14 protein-coding genes and 1 pseudogene are annotated in these 15,513 nt (G+C 65.4%); 10 read left to right on the top strand and 5 right to left on the bottom strand.

Features of this window, described 5'->3' with window-relative positions; translation table 11 throughout:
- Positions 1-2 precede the first annotated feature (2 nt).
- From ASC87_RS00855 to ASC87_RS00845, 3 genes are all read left to right on the top strand, one after another.
- Positions 3-1,253: an HlyD family secretion protein gene (locus tag ASC87_RS00855; protein ID WP_162255113.1), complete on the top strand. Its 1,251-nt coding sequence runs from the start codon at positions 3-5 to the stop codon at positions 1,251-1,253.
- Positions 1,189-3,393, top strand: coding sequence for a peptidase domain-containing ABC transporter (locus ASC87_RS00850; RefSeq protein ID WP_235581995.1), 2,205 nt, complete (start codon positions 1,189-1,191; stop codon positions 3,391-3,393). Before ASC87_RS00855 ends, ASC87_RS00850 begins: the two co-directional genes overlap by 65 nt.
- 202 nt (positions 3,394-3,595) lie before the next feature.
- A complete protein-coding gene (locus ASC87_RS00845; protein ID WP_056655849.1) occupies positions 3,596-5,929 on the top strand; it encodes a nitric-oxide reductase large subunit in 2,334 nt (777 codons plus the stop codon).
- Positions 5,930-6,114: 185 nt separating this feature from the next.
- Here ASC87_RS00845 and ASC87_RS30460 read toward each other — a convergent pair.
- Positions 6,115-6,357, bottom strand: a pseudogene (locus ASC87_RS30460) (reverse transcriptase/maturase family protein); the annotation flags it as partial.
- A 611-nt stretch (positions 6,358-6,968) separates the two neighbouring features.
- On the opposite strand from ASC87_RS30460, the gene ASC87_RS00835 reads away from it, so the two are divergent.
- From ASC87_RS00835 to ASC87_RS00805, 7 genes are all read left to right on the top strand, one after another.
- Entirely contained in the window at positions 6,969-7,298 is a 330-nt protein-coding gene (locus ASC87_RS00835; RefSeq protein WP_056655845.1) for a helix-turn-helix transcriptional regulator, read from the top strand.
- Positions 7,299-7,311: 13 nt separating this feature from the next.
- Positions 7,312-7,794: an ArsI/CadI family heavy metal resistance metalloenzyme gene (locus tag ASC87_RS00830; protein WP_056655130.1), complete on the top strand. Its 483-nt coding sequence runs from the start codon at positions 7,312-7,314 to the stop codon at positions 7,792-7,794.
- A gap of 7 nt (positions 7,795-7,801) precedes the next feature.
- The gene (locus ASC87_RS00825) at positions 7,802-8,296 is read left to right on the top strand and encodes an arsenate reductase ArsC (protein WP_056655841.1); all 495 of its coding nucleotides are present in this window, start codon (positions 7,802-7,804) and stop codon (positions 8,294-8,296) included.
- A 16-nt stretch (positions 8,297-8,312) separates the two neighbouring features.
- A complete protein-coding gene (locus ASC87_RS00820; protein ID WP_056655127.1) occupies positions 8,313-8,819 on the top strand; it encodes an arsenate reductase ArsC in 507 nt (168 codons plus the stop codon).
- 2 nt (positions 8,820-8,821) lie between these two features.
- Positions 8,822-9,529, top strand: coding sequence for an MIP/aquaporin family protein (locus ASC87_RS00815; protein ID WP_056655124.1), 708 nt, complete (start codon positions 8,822-8,824; stop codon positions 9,527-9,529).
- A gap of 94 nt (positions 9,530-9,623) precedes the next feature.
- The gene (locus tag ASC87_RS00810; protein ID WP_056655122.1) at positions 9,624-9,812 is read left to right on the top strand and encodes a hypothetical protein; all 189 of its coding nucleotides are present in this window, start codon (positions 9,624-9,626) and stop codon (positions 9,810-9,812) included.
- On the top strand, positions 9,812-10,294 hold the full coding sequence (locus tag ASC87_RS00805) for a GNAT family N-acetyltransferase (protein WP_056655120.1): 483 nt from the start codon (positions 9,812-9,814) through the stop codon (positions 10,292-10,294). Before ASC87_RS00810 ends, ASC87_RS00805 begins: the two co-directional genes overlap by 1 nt.
- A 43-nt stretch (positions 10,295-10,337) precedes the next feature.
- Here ASC87_RS00805 and ASC87_RS00800 read toward each other — a convergent pair whose 3' ends face one another.
- The 4 genes from ASC87_RS00800 to ASC87_RS00785 all read right to left on the bottom strand — a co-directional run bounded on the left by ASC87_RS00800 (position 10,338) and on the right by ASC87_RS00785 (position 15,181).
- Positions 10,338-10,646 carry a hypothetical protein gene (locus ASC87_RS00800; RefSeq protein WP_056655117.1) on the bottom strand — a complete coding sequence of 103 codons (309 nt, stop codon included), beginning with the start codon at positions 10,644-10,646 and terminating at the stop codon, positions 10,338-10,340.
- A 51-nt stretch (positions 10,647-10,697) separates the two neighbouring features.
- On the bottom strand, positions 10,698-14,021 hold the full coding sequence (locus ASC87_RS00795) for a hypothetical protein (protein ID WP_056655113.1): 3,324 nt from the start codon (positions 14,019-14,021) through the stop codon (positions 10,698-10,700).
- 366 nt (positions 14,022-14,387) lie between these two features.
- Entirely contained in the window at positions 14,388-14,912 is a 525-nt protein-coding gene (locus ASC87_RS00790; RefSeq protein ID WP_056655110.1) for a GNAT family N-acetyltransferase, read from the bottom strand.
- Positions 14,909-15,181, bottom strand: a complete 273-nt coding sequence (locus ASC87_RS00785; RefSeq protein WP_056655107.1) for a DUF1778 domain-containing protein — start codon at positions 15,179-15,181, stop codon at positions 14,909-14,911. Before ASC87_RS00785 ends, ASC87_RS00790 begins: the two co-directional genes overlap by 4 nt.
- Between the last annotated feature and the right edge of the window lie 332 nt (positions 15,182-15,513).

Below are 15,513 nucleotides of genomic sequence, written 5' to 3'. Positions count from 1 at the left end.
CGATGCGTCGCCCTGACCTCTTTCGCCGAGCCGCTCTCGACGCCCTGAACGATGCCGCCTTGGGTGGCCTGTTGTCGGCTCAAGGGAAGTTGCGCAACGTGTGGTGCGTGCTGGCCCTCGTGCTCGCGGCTGCCGCCGTGCTCTTCGTGTGGTACGGCCAATTCACGCGCAAGGCGCACGTCAGCGGGTACCTGGTGCCTACCCAGGGGATGGTCAGGATCGTCAGTCCGCAGGCCGGCACAGTGCTCGAGCGCCGCGCAGTCGATAACCGCACCGTGCGGCAAGGCGATGTGCTGCTCGTCATCAGCAGCGAGCACGCCAACGCGCTCAGCCCGGCGCCGCAGGCAGCAGCCATCGACACCCTGCGCAGCCGCCGCGCAAGCCTGCAGCGCGAACAAGACAAGCTCGCGCAGATCGATCACCTGGCCCAGCGCGCGATCGGCGAGCGTCTGCAGGGACTGAAGGCGGAACTGGCCGAAGCACAAGCGCAGCAACAATGGCAGCGCGAGCGCGTCGCCATTGCTGCGCAGTCTTTGCAGCGCCAGGCCGACTTGGTCGCGGCGGGCTTCGTGGCCGACGCCGCGCTGGAAGCCAAGCGCAACGACGTGCTCGAGGCCCGGCGCCAGCTTGCCGGCTTGCAGCGTGACATCACGGTCTTGCAGCGCGATATCGCCGCGGCGCCCATCGAAGTCGCCGCGGGCGCGCTCAAGCAGGCCAACCACAGCGCCGCGATCGATCGCCAGATCTCCGAAGTGGACGAGCAGCTGTCGCAGACGGATTCACGGCGCATGGTCGTCCTGCGTGCCCCGGTGGACGGCACGGTGACCACGGTCTTGGCCGACGTCGGGCAAGCCGTCACGCCCGGCACCACGCTGCTGTCCATCCTGCCGCAAGGCGCGCAGCTGCAGGCACGCCTGCTGGTGCCCACTCGAGCGGCCGGCTTTCTGCGGCCGCACCAGGAGGTCGCGTTGCGCTATCCCGCATTTGCGTACCAGCGCTTTGGTCATCACATCGGCGATGTGGTGGAAATCAGCCGAAGCGTCGTGCGCCCCCAGGAAGCGAACCTGCCCGTCGCCATGGATGAGCCGGTGTACGTCGTGACGGTGAGCCTGCGGCAGCAAGCCGTTCGGGCATATGGCCGGGAATTTCCCTTGCAGCCGGACATGACCGTCGATGCCGACGTGCATCTTGAGCGACGGCGCCTGCTGGATTGGGTCCTGGACCCGGTGCAGTCCGTCACCGGTCGACTTTGAACATGCTTCAGGACCGCCCATGAACATCGAGTTCTCCTGGCGCCGCCGCGTCCCCGTGGTGCTGCAATCCGAGGCCGCCGAATGCGGCTTGGCCTGCCTGGTCATGGTGGCGGGGTATCACCAGCTTCGCACGGACCTGCCGAGCTTGCGCGCGCTTTACTCGATTTCGCTCAAAGGCACCACGCTCGCCGACTTGGCACGATGCGCCGCCAAGCTCGAGCTCGTGCCACGCGCCGTGCGCCTGGAGCTGCCCCAGTTGGCACAACTGCGCCTGCCGTGCGTGCTGCATTGGGACTTCAATCACTTCGTGGTCCTCGAACGGGTGCGGGCCCGAACGGTGACGATCGTCGACCCTGCGCGCGGCAGGCGCGAGCTCGCCATGGACGAGCTGTCGAAACACTTCACTGGAATCGCCCAGGAACTCGTGCCGGCCCATGATTTCAGGCCCGGCACGCGGCAGCATCGGATCAGCCTGAGCCGGCTCATCGGCCCGCTACCCGGCGCAGCCGCCGCGTTGGCGCGGGTGTTGCTGCTGGCGCTGGCGCTGCAGGTGTTCACCGTGCTGGCGCCCTTTCACCTGCAATGGGTGGTCGACCAGGCGCTGGTCTCGCAGGACCGCGAGCTGGTCATCGTCCTGGCGATCGGATTTGCATTGCTGGCAGTCGTCCATACCAGCATCAATGCACTGCGAGGGTGGTTCCTCGTGGTGATCGGGACCACGCTCAACCTGCAGCTGCAGTCCAACTTGTTCCGCCATCTGCTGAGGTTGCCCCTGAGCTGGTTCGATCGGCGCCACACGGGTGACGTGGTATCGCGCTTCGATGCGCTGCAGACGATTCAGCGCACGCTGACCGGCGGGTTGGTCGAGTCGCTCGTCGATGGCGTGATGGTGCTGATCACACTGGCAATGATGCTGCTTTATTCCGTGCAGCTCACCCTGGTGGCCATGCTGGCTGCCGGCCTGTACGCGCTGCTGCGCCTGGCGTTGTACCGGCCGCTGCGTGAGGCGACCGAAGAGCAGATCGTGCGGGCTGCCCGGCAGCAGACGCACTTCATCGAAACGGTGCGCGGCATGCAATGCCTCAAGCTGTTCGGACAGGAAGACCAGCGCTTGTCCCAATGGAAGAACCTCGCGATCGAGCGCTTCAATGCCGGCATCAGGGTGCAGCGCTTCGGCGTGCTCCACCAGGCGTTGAACGGATTGTTGTTCGGCATTGAGAATATCGTGACGGTGTCGCTGGCTTCCGGCGCAGTGCTCGATCGCTCCGCGCACTTTTCGGTGGGCATGCTGTTGGCCTTCGTGGCCTACAAGACGCAGTTCGTGCAGCGCATCAGTGGCCTTGTGGAAAAGGGGCTGGAGCTGCGCATGATGGGCCTGCACACCGAGCGCGTGGCCGACGTGGCGATGTGCCCACCGGAAGCGGTCCACGAGGCAGGTGCGTCCGCCGCGGCGCCTGCGCATTGGTCGATCACATTGACCAACGTGAGCTTTCGCTATGCTGAGGCAGACGCGCTGGTGATCGATGACTTGAGCCTTCGCATCGAAGAGGGCGAATCGGTGGCGTTCGTCGGCCCGTCGGGTTGCGGCAAGACCACGCTGGTCAGGTTGATGCTGGGTCTATTGACACCGACGTCGGGCAGCGTGGAGATCGGCGGCGTACCGCTGCAGCGGCTTGGCCTGGCGCGCTACCGCGGCGCGGTGGCCAGCGTGATGCAAGACGACCAATTGTTCGCCGGCTCCATCGCGGACAACATCTGCTTTTTCGACGCACGTTCCGATCAACAGCTGATCGAGGCCAGCGCGCGCGCTGCAGCGGTGTTCGACGACATCGCCGCCATGCCGATGCAATTCAACACGCTGGTGGGCGACATGGGCACGGTGCTGTCAGGGGGGCAAAGGCAACGCATATTGCTGGCGCGCGCCCTGTACCGCAAGCCCAGGATCCTGATCCTCGACGAGGCCACGAGCCACTTGGACATCCAGCGCGAACGAGCCGTCAACGAGGCGGTCAAGGCGCTGCGGCTGACCCGCATCATCGTCGCGCATCGGCAGGAAACGATTGCGAGCGCCGAGCGCGTCATCGTGTTGTCGAAGGGGCGTGTGGTCAACAGCCTGACGGTGGTCGAGGGCGCTGCCTGACTTCTTGCTGGCGGTGTTCGACGTGCGGGTCGGCGCACCGGTGGCGATGGTCAGCGTGGTGCTGCGGTTCAGCGAGCTGCGCAAGATGTCGGATCGAGCCCAACACCGACGCGTCAAACGGCCGCGTATGTCTGCTGGCGCACATACACAAGGCTGACGGGCGCGCACGATGATCGGCAATGTCCGCTTGCTGGGATCCATCATGAGTGAAGCTGCGCTGCCTCTGACCGACGACGACGACGGCCCCTTGTCGCCATGGTGGGTCCGCGCCGTGTTGATCGTGATGGCGCTCGGCTTTGCCGGCCTCATCGCGGTCACGTTGCTCGCCTACCGCAATGCACCGCCCATTCCCACGCAGGCGACGGACCCTGCGGGTTCGTTGCAATTCAGCGGCGACGACATCGCAGAAGGCCAGGCCGTGTTCCTGAAATATGGGCTGATGGCCAACGGAAGCATCTGGGGCCACGGCGCCTACCTTGGGCCGGACTACGCGGCCGAGGCCTTGCACCGGATGGGCGAAGTCACGGCGCAGTCCATCGCGCAGGCGCGTCACCAGCAGCCCTTCTCGGACCTGACGCCGTCTCACCAGGCCGCGGTGCGCGCCGAGGCGGCGGTCGAGCTGAAGACCAACCGCTACGACCCCGACACCGGGGTGTTGCGGCTGACCGCCTCGCAAGCCGCGACCCATCGAGCGCTGATCGAGCACTGGACCCGCTACTTTCACGACCCGGCGCTCAATGGGGGGCTCTCGGCCGACCTGATCACAGACCGCACGGAGCTGAGGCAGTTCACTGCCTTCGTCAGCTGGGCCGCATGGGCTTCCGTCGCCGCGCGGCCAGGCGAGGACTATTCCTATACCAACAACTTCCCCTACGACCCGAGCGTCGGCAACCGGCCGATCGCCGGGGCTCTCTTGTGGAGCGCCCTCAGCCTCACCGTGCTGCTGGCCGGCATCGCTGCGGTCCTCTTGGCCTTTGGCAAGTTCGACTATCTCGGCTGGATCACCCGCGGCCACAAGGTCAGGCCGCAACTACTGCCGGGCCAGTCCAGCGCCGGGCAGAAGGCGTTGGTCAAGTTCTTCGTCCTGGTCGCCGTGCTCTTGCTGGGGCAAACGCTGGTCGGTGGTGGTGTCGCGCACTACCGCGCCGATCCGGGCGGCTTCTACGGCTTCGACCTCGAACGCATCTTCCCCAGCAATCTGCTGCGAACCTGGCACCTGCAACTGGCGATCTTCTGGATCGCGACGGCCTACGTCGCCGCGGCGCTGTTTCTCGGGCGGTCCTTGCGCAAGGACGAACCCCGCTGGCTCGCGCCGCTGACGCACTGGCTCTTCGCTGCTTTTGCCCTGGTGATCGGCGGCAGCCTGATCGGAGAATGGCTCGGCATCTCGCAGGTGCTCGGCGATTGGTGGTTCTGGTTCGGCAACCAGGGCTGGGAATACCTGGAACTCGGCCGCGTTTGGCAATACCTGCTGGTGGCCGGTCTCCTCGCGTGGTTTGCGCTGTTGTGGACCCTGGTGCGGCCCCACGCGCTCGCGAACCCCGCCGCGCGGCCGATCGTCAGGATGTTCCTGGTCGCCGCCATCGCGATTCCGGTGTTCTACATCCCGGCGCTGTTCATCGGCGCCAAGGCCAACTACACGGTGGTTGACACCTGGCGCTTCTGGATCATCCATCTGTGGGTCGAAGGCTTCTTCGAATTCTTCGCCACGACCGTGGTGGCGCTCACGTTTTTCCAGCTCGGCCTGGCTCGCCGCAACGTGGCCTTGCGCGTGATCTATCTCGACGCGATCCTGTATTTCCTCGGTGGCCTGATGGGCACCGGCCATCACTGGTACTTCAACGGCCAGAGCACGTTCAACATGGCCTTGTCGGCCTTGTTCTCGGCCCTTGAGGTGGTTCCGTTGACCTTGCTGACGCTCGACGCATGGGACTTCGTGCGCACAACGCGCGGCCAGCGAGACACCACGGGCAAAGCCATCGAGATCCCGCACAAATGGGCCTTCTACTTCCTGATGGCGGTCGGCTTCTGGAACTTCGTCGGCGCGGGAATGCTTGGCTTCCTGATCAACCTGCCGATCGTCAGCTACTACGAAGTCGGCACGCTGCTGACGCCCGCCCATGGGCACGCGGCCATGATGGGTGTGTTTGGCATGCTGGGGATCGCGCTGTTGGTCTTCGTGCTGCGCCAAACCAGTGACGACACACGGTGGCCCGCGATCGACAGGTATGTCCGGGTCGCGTTCTGGGGCACCAACGGCGGCTTGGCACTGATGGTGGGCCTGAGCCTGTTCCCCTCCGGGCTCCTGCAACTGTGGGACGTCCTGAACCACGGCTACTGGCATGCCCGCAGCCTGGACTACATCGGCAGCGACCGTTCGCACCTGCTCGAATGGATGCGCATGCCGGGCGACGTGGTGTTCATCGTGTTCGGGGCCGTTCCGCTGGTGATCGCATCGATCAAGGGGTACCTCGGCGTGCGGGAGGACGCCAAGTCGCCACGCCCGATACTCGTCCCGGCGAAGCTGCCGGTGTAGTGCTTGCGCTTGCGATCGCACTTGCCCTGCCCGCAGTAGCAGCAGGCGCCGCTGGGGCGCTTGGGATAGGTGCCCGTCGCTGGCACGCCACGATAGACGGGATGCACTTGTACCCGGGACGGGAACACCGGAGTGAGTATCGGCGAGGGTTTTCGTGGCGTGAGCGGGATTCACGCGGGCTGCATGACCGCGTCGAAGAAGCCCGCGACATCCGCGTCGAGAATCCAGTTCACTTTCCTGCGCCCGATCCCTACCGCGAGCGCATCCAGCGCATCGTGCTGGCCGCGCCCCGGTCGGAAGTCATAGGAGAATCCCAGGAAGTCTTCTTCGTAGACTGCGTTGAGAACTTCAACCAATGCGCGCTGGACGATTTTATCCTCCAGTGCAGCGATGCCCAGCGGGCGTTGCCGCCCATCAGGCTTGGCGATGACTCCATACCGCGAAGGGCCAAGCCGGAGATCTCCCGGTTCCCGTCCCTGGTTGCGGGTCGGCCAGGAAGCGCTGGTAGACGAGCAGATCCTCATGGGTAAGCGAAGACAGTGGTTTGCCGGCCTCGACGAGCGACCACAACAGCAAGCGCTCCAGCTCTCGGCTGCAGTTGGCCAGCGTGTTCGGGCTGTCGGCGCTGCGCGCCAGCCAAGCCAGCAAAGCCTCGCGGTCGGTGTCTGCGCCGATCTGGGCGGCCTGGTGAGCGGTTGGTGCCCCCGCGGCCGGACAGTTCCTCCGCGACCACGAGGCTTTCGATCGGCTCGGGCCGGATCAGCCGGACGGCTGTGGTTGAACGCTTGGCGGGCATGGATGATGGCGGTTTTGCGGTGTGGCGCATCAAGAAATCGAGAGGCGACCACTATTTTGAGTGGGCCGGGAGACCGGCATGGAGTAAGTGGTGCAAGTCCACCGCAATGAAGGAGTAGCGATCCACATTGGCCCCGAGCCGTGCTCAGGAATCCGCGATGGGTGTCGGCGAAGCGTCGGTAGGGGGACGAAAGAATCAGCGCTGCAGCTTGTGATACATCAATAGTTCCAATATCATCGTATGATGGAAATTAAGGACGTCACCCGATCGCTTGCCGCGCTGGCCCACGACCTGCGCCTGCAGATCTTTCGCGCCCTTGTGGTCGTTGGCCAGCAAGGCATCACACCCGGCACGATGGCCGAGCACCTGGAAGTACCGGCTGCCACGTTGTCGTTCCACCTGAAGGAACTGACGAACGCAGGCCTCGTTACTCAGGAGCGTCATGGCCGTAACTTGATCTACCGCGCGTCGTTCGCACACATGAACGCGCTCCTCGGCTACCTCACCGCCAACTGCTGCCAGGGTGAGGCCTGCCTTCCGGCCGCCACCACTTCCACTGCCTGTCAATGCTGACAAAGGACCCACGATGAAGCGCTTTCACGTTCATGTTCACGTCGACGACCTTGCCGAGAGCGTCGCCTTCTACTCCAAGCTGTTCGCCGCTGAACCCGCCCGCATCGAAGGCGACTATGCCAAGTGGATGCTGGAAGACCCGCGCATCAATTTCGCGATTTCCACGCGCGGCGCCAAGGCTGGCGTCGATCACCTGGGATTCCAGACTGACGACGCTACGGAACTGGCTGAGCTGAAGGAACGGGCCGAGGCGGCAGAAATGGCATTGTTCGACGAAGGCGCGACCAGTTGCTGCTACGCGCAGAGCGAGAAGCACTGGGTCACCGATCCGCAGGGCATCGCCTGGGAGCACTTCCACACGCTGGCCAACATCCCGGTATTCAGCGAGAAGGCGGCTGAACCGTCGCAAGCGTCCGCCTGCTGTGCGCCCACTCCGCGCGGCAAGCCGATTGGTATCTCTGTGACGGCAGCCAAGCCGTCTTCCTCCTGCTGCTGAGGTGTTTGTGGAAGACAACACCTACAACGTGCTATTCATTTGCACGGGCAACTCCGCTCGCTCGATCCTTGCGGAGGCCCTGATGAACCACTATGGCCGCGGGCAGTTCAAGGCGTATTCGGCCGGCAGCCATCCAACCGGTGTCGTGAATCCGTTGGCATTGCAGGAACTGGCGAACCTGCAGCTCCCGACCGATGGCTACCGCAGCAAGAGTTGGGAAGAGTTCGCTCGCTCGGACTCCCCGCAGCTGGATTTCGTCTTCACCGTCTGCGAGAACGCCGCTGGCGAAGTCTGCCCCACTTGGCCTGGCCAGCCGATGACCGCGCATTGGGGCCTGCCGGACCCGGCGGCCGTCGACGGCGACGAGGATCAAAAGCGCGAGGCCTTTAAGCACGCGGCGGTGCTGCTCGGCCGGCGCATCCAGCTGATGCTGTCGCTGCCAATGCAGTCGCTGGACGCGATGTCGCTGCAGCGTCAACTGCGCGAGATCGGCAACCAATGAATCGGAAAGACCCGTCATGACCACAAACCTCCTCATCCTCTGCACCCACAACTCCGCGCGCAGCGTGCTCAGCGAGGGCATGCTCAACCACTGGGCCAAGAAGCTCGACAAAGACGCGCGTGCCTTCAGCGCCGGCAGCGCGCCCAGCGGTCGCCTCAATCCCTTCGCGCTGGAAGCCCTCCAGAACGCCGGCGTGGACACCACCGGCTATCACAGCAAGAGCTGGGACGAGTTCAGAAACGACGGAGCTCCCCCGCTGTCCATCGTGATCACAGTCTGCGATAGCGCCGCGGCCGAGCAGTGCCCGGTGTTCTTCGGCGGCACAGGTGGCCAGCCGGTCAAGGTGCACTGGGGCTACCCCGACCCGTCGAACGCCGAGGGCGGCGACGAAGGCAAGCGGCGCGCGTTTGAACTGACCCGCCAGGCCATCGGCTACCGCATGTTGCAGCTGTTGCAACTGCCGCTCGAAACCATGAGCAAGGCCGAGCTGCAGCAGGCCCTGGGCGAGATTTCGAGAAGCTGACCATGGACCTGCCTCGCAAGCTCGCCGGCGAAGCACTCGGCACCGCGCTGCTGCTCGCTGTCGTGATTGGCTCGGGCATCATGGCGGAGCGTCTGGCCGGCGGGAACGTGGCCTTGGCGCTCCTCGCGAACACGCTGGCCACCGTTGGCGGGCTGTACATCCTCATCGAGGTGTTCGGTCCGATCAGCGGCGCGCACTTCAATCCCGCGGTCAGTGCCGTGATGGCTTGGCGCGGCGAACTGCCGAAGGCCGCCTTGCTGCCGTACGTTGTTGCGCAGTTGGTGGGCGCGATGCTCGGCGCCTGGTTGGCCCACGCGATGTTCGACCTTCCGATTCTGCAGTTCTCGGCCAAGGTGAGGACAGGAACCGGCCAATGGATCGCCGAGGCCGTCGCCACGGCCGGGCTGCTGCTCGTGATCTTGCGGGCGCCGGCGGGACGCGCAGCACCGATGGTCGCCTCATTCATCGGCGCTGCCTACTGGTTTACGGCATCGACGTCGTTCGCCAATCCCGCTGCGGCCTTCGGTCGCATGTTCAGCGACAGTTTCGCCGGGATCGCACCAGCCAGCGCACCCGGCTTTGTCCTCTCACAGCTGGTCGGCGCCGCTGTCGGCCTTGCGATTCACAATGCCTTGGAGCCGCGCCTGCATCCGGTCGGCCACCCCAACATCATTGGGGCGTCGGGGGACGGCGAACCTGCCACCAAGTGAGCCTGCCCAAGCCGAGCGTCACGAGCTGCCACAACCCAGCCAGCGGCCCCCACGCAAAACGCTGCCTGCCCGCATCTGAACGGAAGGATCCATCATGTCGCTGAAATCCGTTTCTCTTCGCAAGGCCGACCGTGCCGACTGGCCTGCCATTAAATCGCTGCTGCTGGCCAATCAACTCCCGTTGGATGGCGCGCAGGCCCATCTGTCGACCTTTGTGGTGGCCGAGAGCGGCACGGAGGTGGTGGGTGTCGCGGGTGCCGAGGTCTACACCAGATCGTGCTGATGCGCTCCGTGGCCGTCGCGCCCGGCCTGCACCGTCAGGGCATTGGCGAGGCGATGGTCGGCCTGCTGCTGCACGAAGCCCGGCGCAGCGGCATCGCCCATGTATTCCTGCTCACCACGACGGCCACCGACTATTTCCCGCGCTTCGGGTTCACCCGTCTGCCGCGCGAGCAGGCGCCTCAGGCGCTGCAGGCCTCTGCAGAGTTCAATGGCGCGTGCCCGGCCGGCGCGGTTTTCATGGGCGTGCCCCTCATCGAAATCGTTGCAGCGAACGGTTGCTGCGGCGGGCCTGCCACATCAGGCGCCTCCGCGTGCTGCGCGCTCGACGAGGAGAAGAAGGCTCAAGGCGAATCGGGCTGCGGCTGTGCCTCCGTCGCGTCGGCAGAGGCAACGCCGGTTCCGGCCGCCGCACCTGCGTCTTGCACGACAGAATGTGGCCTCCCTGGAGCGCGGCCCAAAGCGAAGGTCGGCTGCTGTGCTTGAAGCGGCCGTGTCTTCCGACGACAACGCCAGGTAGACCGCCCGATCAGTCCCTTGGTGCGAGATCGCGAAGGATCTCCAGCGGACGAACCCAGCGCTGGAGCATCGCGATCTCCGCCAATAGCAAGCGCTCGACGCCGAGCAGCCGGGTCACCTCGAGAAGCCGGCCAACGTCCGAACTTGTGCTTTCGCTGCGCAGCCGCAGCACCGAAGGCAGATCCAACGCATGCAGCAGGTCCCCGAGGTCAGTGCGCCGCGGCGGCCAAGCCGCTAGCGACAATTGCTGCACCACCAGGCTGTTGAGTGACCGGCGCTCGACGCTGGCCAGCTTCTGGAGCTGGTCGCGCAGGCCCACAGGCAATCGAAAGCCGACGTTGACGTTGTCGATTCGTCGAAGAGAACGCTCCTAGTCGATCTGGAACCGGGGTTGCGCGGAGCCAGCCTCCGCACCGCGCCAGATGACGTACAGAGACGACACCGTCCCGCCGCCGCCCACCGCATAGCCGTGGAAGGTCGCTTCGACCCGCACCGCACGATCAAGCACCCCTCCTTGCTCCACCGGAAGTGGCCCGAGTCCAAAACGGCTCTGCGCCGACTTCACGTAGCGCTTACGGATGTCGTTCTCGATTTCGGACACATTGGACAGCAGGTGCATGCCGCCGTCGCCTGGAAACGCCACCGCCGCAAGGTTGTTTTCGGCGGCGATCGTCATCGCCGTGGCAAAGAAGGCCTCGACGATGGAGGTGCTGTCGTGCCCCGCCGCATATCGGGCCACGGGGTTCAACGCCCGGATGACCAGCGTCGGCTGGATGGAATCGATCGCGGGGATGACTTCGACGTACAGCATGGCCATGCCTGCGAGGCATCTTTGCGTGGGATCAAAGACGAGGAGGTGAGCGTGCCGGGCTTCCTTCCACATGTGGACGTCATGGCGCGTGCACAGCCCGACCGCTTCCTTGGCGAAGAAGGCAGCGGGCGTCTTCGAGACCACGGCGTGCAGCACCGTCTCGGCATGCTGCTGGCCCACCTTGGGGAACTTGCCACGCTCACGGGCGTTCCACTTGAGATAGACCGGCAGCACGCGGCTGCGCGTGGCGGCCATCGCCTGCACCAGGCGGTCGCGGTCGAGCTTGATGTCAGGCTGAATCTTCACCCCCAGGCGCTGAATCAGTCGTGCAGCCGGCTCGCCGGCAAGCCGGCGCAAGCGCACCGGTGCCTGTGAATCGAGCGCATCGGGGAGGATCGTCTCGAAGAACGTTCGCAAGTGCTCCAACTCGCCGTAGGGCACGCTGCCGCCGAGCAATCCGTCTCGGCTATCCTGCCAACGGCACAGAGACGCCGCCACCTGATCATCGCCGGACGCAATGGCGCACAGGACCGCGAGGTGATGCAGAAGCCCGTCGACGTCGGCGGCGTCATCGTCGATGCGGCTCGGCCGCAGGCCCTTGCAGGCATCGAACATGTCCGACTTCCACCGGGCGTTGAACGCATTGACCAGGCTCGGAAGGCGCGCTATGGCGCCAAGCCCCTTCTCGTCGAGTCGTGCACCGTCGCGCAGGCGGCGATGTGCCTGGCGCCAGCGCATCGGGTAGTGGTCCGCCAGGGCTAGCGCGGAGAGGTCCTGCTCATGCCCGACAAGCTCCGGCCAAAGCTGTTCGACGCCGGCGGGCGAGATGCCATACACGAGCGCCACGGCCTCGGCCTCCAGTGGGCTCAGCTGCGGAACTGCGGGACCGCGTCCTGCGACCAGATCGGCCAGCAGCGGCTTGAAAGCCTCGAGTCTCGTCCGGGCTTCTTCGGCGCTCCCGGCGTCCAGCAAGCTGGTCAGCAGCACGCCGCCAGTCAGCAACAGCACCTCTCGCATCTGCTGCACCAGCGCCGCCCGCTGCTCGTTGATCAGCCGGTCCAATGTGCGGTTGTAGGCGTCGCAGGCAGCCCGGTCAGAGTACGCCGGCCGCGGTCGCAGCTGGGCGGCAGCCCGATGTCGCCCGGCGGCATAAGCGCAGCCGACGTTGTGATTCACAACGTTGAAGCGCCGGCGTTCGAAGGCATCATCCAGCATCACGCGTTCGATATCACCCAGAGGCCCCCACAGCTTGACCTCAAGCACTCCCGGTGCGTCGTGGTAGAACCAGCGCAGGAGCTTGTCGAGCGGCTTCACCCGCTTTTCGACGATCAGGTATCGCAGGACCGAGGCTCCCAGCGGCGCGACCGCCAACATCCGATCCAGATCGAGCAGCGTGCCCAGCCGCAAGAGATCTGCGGCCACCTCGCAAGCATCCACCTTGTCAATTCGAGCGGCGCGGTTTACCCAGTCGGCCAACTCAACCACGGGCGCACCTCCGCGGCACGCAACGCCGATGTCCAGCAGGCGTGCGAAGTTGTCGAGCGACATGCGGCGGTGGTAGCACCGCTCGAAGGCCAGCACCTCCTGCGGCGCAACGACCCCATGGCGTGCCAAGCAGTCCAAGAAGGCTTCAAGGGGACCATCGTCATGCGCAAAGTCGCGCACGCGTCCGAACTCACTGGGGGTGAACGAGAACGGTGGCAGGGATAGGCGTTCGAGCGCACGCACGGGCGCAGCCGGGTCCTCGGCACCAAGAAGCAGCACCTGCTGACAATCCGCCATGCCCCGCGGCGTAGCCTGCAGGCTCAGCAGTGCCTCCGCAAGGTCGGTATTCATCTCTGAATCGCGCCGGAGCAGTTCGACAAACAGCACCAAGTCCTCGGCGGCGCGCAACCGCAACACGTCAACCAGAAAGCGCCAGCGTTGCGGTGACGCGGCCCACAGGAACTTGCCAACCCCGGCGGCGACGGTCGGTACGCAGATATCGTGCTCTTCGAGGATCACCAGGTTCTCCAGCAGGCGAACGTGTCGAAAGTTGGGATGGTCGTCCTGGCAAGCCTTGGCGATAGCCGCGCGCGGAACGCCCAGTTGCATCAGACACTGGACCACCGCCCGAGCGGAGCCCATCTGGTCCGGTGCCACCCGACGAACATGCCCCGCGTAGTGCGGCCTCGCGGGCCAGGCTGCCAACTCCGCTGGCGCCTGGATCACCTTCTCGTCGACGAGCAGTTCGATCAAGGGACCGTCGTCGGAATCGCGACGCTGGCGGAAGCACTCGAGCAACGCCGGCGCCGTGCGAACGCCGAGCTTGTAGAACGCACGCACCCAATGGACGCTGCGCGGCTCGATCTCGCGCAGCTGTCCATGGGTCACCTTGCCCTCCAGACGGAGCAGGGCGAAGTCCAGCGCATCGGTGAGGCGCAGCGACTCGCCAGACACGAAGAAGCGATGCAGGACCGCCGAGAACAGCAGCCTCCGACCGTGATAGGTCCGAACGTTCTGGAGTTCACGGCGCGCGATGCGCATCATGAGGTGCGGCGGCGCGAACGCCCCGGCCGTACTCTGCAGCAACCGACGCGACAGGGGATAAGACAAACGCAATCCGCTTGGAATGCCAAGCGCGCGTCGCACATCCGCGCTGGGCTCTTCGCTCAAGCCGCGGTCGTTGCCATGGCGCCAGTACAGCTGCTCGCGCATCGCCACGACACGGCGTCGCAGACCCTGCAGCGGGTGGCATTGATCCGTCTCTTCATCGTCCTGCCGCCAAGCTAGCCAGGCTGGCTGCGGCTCCTGCGCAACGCTCTCCAGCAGTCGGCGGCGGAATGCCCGGTAGCGTTCTTTGCCGGACGGTTGAGCCATGACCTCGTTTGCGTAGCTGTCCATTGCTTTTCCTCCCGGCCAGTACGATGCCAATCAGTTTGGCGGCAAACAGCGGCACGGCGCAAGTCTGTGTATGAGGCCGACGTTGCTGGCCAGCGGCGTGCCGCTCGGGCCGCCCGGTTGCACGACAAGCAGTTGCCGCTGCTGTTCGAACTGCTGGCGCCGTTCCCGCCCCTCCTCGCCCTCCCCCCGTCGGGCGCACGGTTTCGCTGCTCGCGCCAGCCAGCTGCCCGGCGGGTCCGGCAGGTTCGGGTCTGGGCCCGCTGGCCAGCACGGCGGCGCCGCGGCTCCCCAGCGAACTACGGGCCGAACACCAGCGCGCGCACAGTGCACGCCTCCGAGGCGGTCAAGGACGAGCTTCGCGCACGCCTACAAGAAAGATGTAGTCCTCGTGGGGCTGTTTCGTTGCTGGTCGGCCAGGCGCAGCATCAGCGTCATCGGATGCAACGGTGACACCTGGAAGCCGTAGTGCTCGTAGAACTGCTTGGCCCTGTCGTGCAAGGCATGGACCAGCACAGCGCGAACGCCGGCCTGCTGCGACACGGCCAGACTTCGGCTCACGGCGTCTTGGAGCAAGGCAGCGCCGAGCTTAATGCCCTGCGCCCGATGGTCGACCGCGAGCCTGGCCAGCACCATGACCGGCACCGGATCGGGCATGTTGCGTTTGACCGAGCCCGTCGCGTCGTGATGGGACACCGCGCCGGCGGCCAGCGCGTAGTAGCCGAAAACACGCCCCTCCGGATCCGCCACGACGAAGGTGCGACTGGCGCCGCTCAAGTGATTGGACAGCGCGCGGCGCTTGAGCCAATCGTCCAGTGCGGGCTCTCCACACTCGAACTCGGCCAATTGGTGCGTGGCGGCCAGCGGCTGGGGAACCGACAACTGCAGGCTCATGCTTGGCCGGAGTGCCAAGGCGCCTTCACCGCCATCAGTCGCTCGAGCCCCGGATTGGCGGCAGGCGCGGCATCGAGCAAGGCCGTGAATTGCTGGAACTTGTCGTCGTCCAGAGCGAAGAAGACTTGGTCGAGCACCACGGCCTGCGCGCGTTCGCAAGCAACCTCCAGCATGAAGTCCGAACGGTTCTTGCCCAGCAAGCTCGCGGCGTGGTCGATCAGGTCGCGCTGCTCGGGGAGTGCGCGCAGGTTGATGGCGGCGTCACGCATGAGCTTCTCCTTGGTGGGTGTACAACAGCTACACATCATAACCGACGTATAGCTGTTGTCAATACATTGGCTTGACTGCTCTGCGGGGGCGTGCATCGTACGCACAAGCCATGGCATCAGGCATCAGTGAGCCGACCTTCACACGATTGATGCGTACGCCAGCCTGGGCAGCAGAGGCCTTGAAGTTAGGGGCGCCTCGGGGGCCACCCAGCGTGCAACTGCCGCGCGCCATCATGCGTCGGCACGGCGCCGGGGGCCCCGCCACCGGCCGCGGCATCGACGTCGGCGACTGGAGCGGCCAGTGACTCGTCGCGCTTGACCAGGTCGCTCGG

The sequence above is a fragment of the Rhizobacter sp. Root1221 genome, from assembly GCF_001425785.1.
Taxonomy (GTDB): Bacteria; Pseudomonadota; Gammaproteobacteria; order Burkholderiales; family Burkholderiaceae_C; genus Rhizobacter.
The sequence above is the reverse complement of the archived record's forward strand: the minus strand, read 5'-3'. Positions and strand labels throughout refer to the sequence as shown.

What these genes read in the sequence shown, in the direction of transcription:
- ASC87_RS00855 (WP_162255113.1), top strand. Translation starts at nt 3, where the DNA reads ATGCGTCGCCCTGACCTCTTTCGCCGAGCCGCTCTCGACGCCCTGAAC.
- ASC87_RS00845 (WP_056655849.1), top strand. Translation starts at nt 3,596, where the DNA reads ATGAGTGAAGCTGCGCTGCCTCTGACCGACGACGACGACGGCCCCTTG.
- ASC87_RS00835 (WP_056655845.1), top strand. Translation starts at nt 6,969, where the DNA reads ATGGAAATTAAGGACGTCACCCGATCGCTTGCCGCGCTGGCCCACGAC.
- ASC87_RS00830 (WP_056655130.1), top strand. Translation starts at nt 7,312, where the DNA reads ATGAAGCGCTTTCACGTTCATGTTCACGTCGACGACCTTGCCGAGAGC.
- ASC87_RS00820 (WP_056655127.1), top strand. Translation starts at nt 8,313, where the DNA reads ATGACCACAAACCTCCTCATCCTCTGCACCCACAACTCCGCGCGCAGC.
- ASC87_RS00815 (WP_056655124.1), top strand. Translation starts at nt 8,822, where the DNA reads ATGGACCTGCCTCGCAAGCTCGCCGGCGAAGCACTCGGCACCGCGCTG.
- ASC87_RS00810 (WP_056655122.1), top strand. Translation starts at nt 9,624, where the DNA reads ATGTCGCTGAAATCCGTTTCTCTTCGCAAGGCCGACCGTGCCGACTGG.
- ASC87_RS00805 (WP_056655120.1), top strand. Translation starts at nt 9,812, where the DNA reads ATGCGCTCCGTGGCCGTCGCGCCCGGCCTGCACCGTCAGGGCATTGGC.
- ASC87_RS00795 (WP_056655113.1), bottom strand. Translation starts at nt 14,021, where the DNA reads ATGGACAGCTACGCAAACGAGGTCATGGCTCAACCGTCCGGCAAAGAA.
- ASC87_RS00790 (WP_056655110.1), bottom strand. Translation starts at nt 14,912, where the DNA reads ATGAGCCTGCAGTTGTCGGTTCCCCAGCCGCTGGCCGCCACGCACCAA.
- ASC87_RS00785 (WP_056655107.1), bottom strand. Translation starts at nt 15,181, where the DNA reads ATGCGTGACGCCGCCATCAACCTGCGCGCACTCCCCGAGCAGCGCGAC.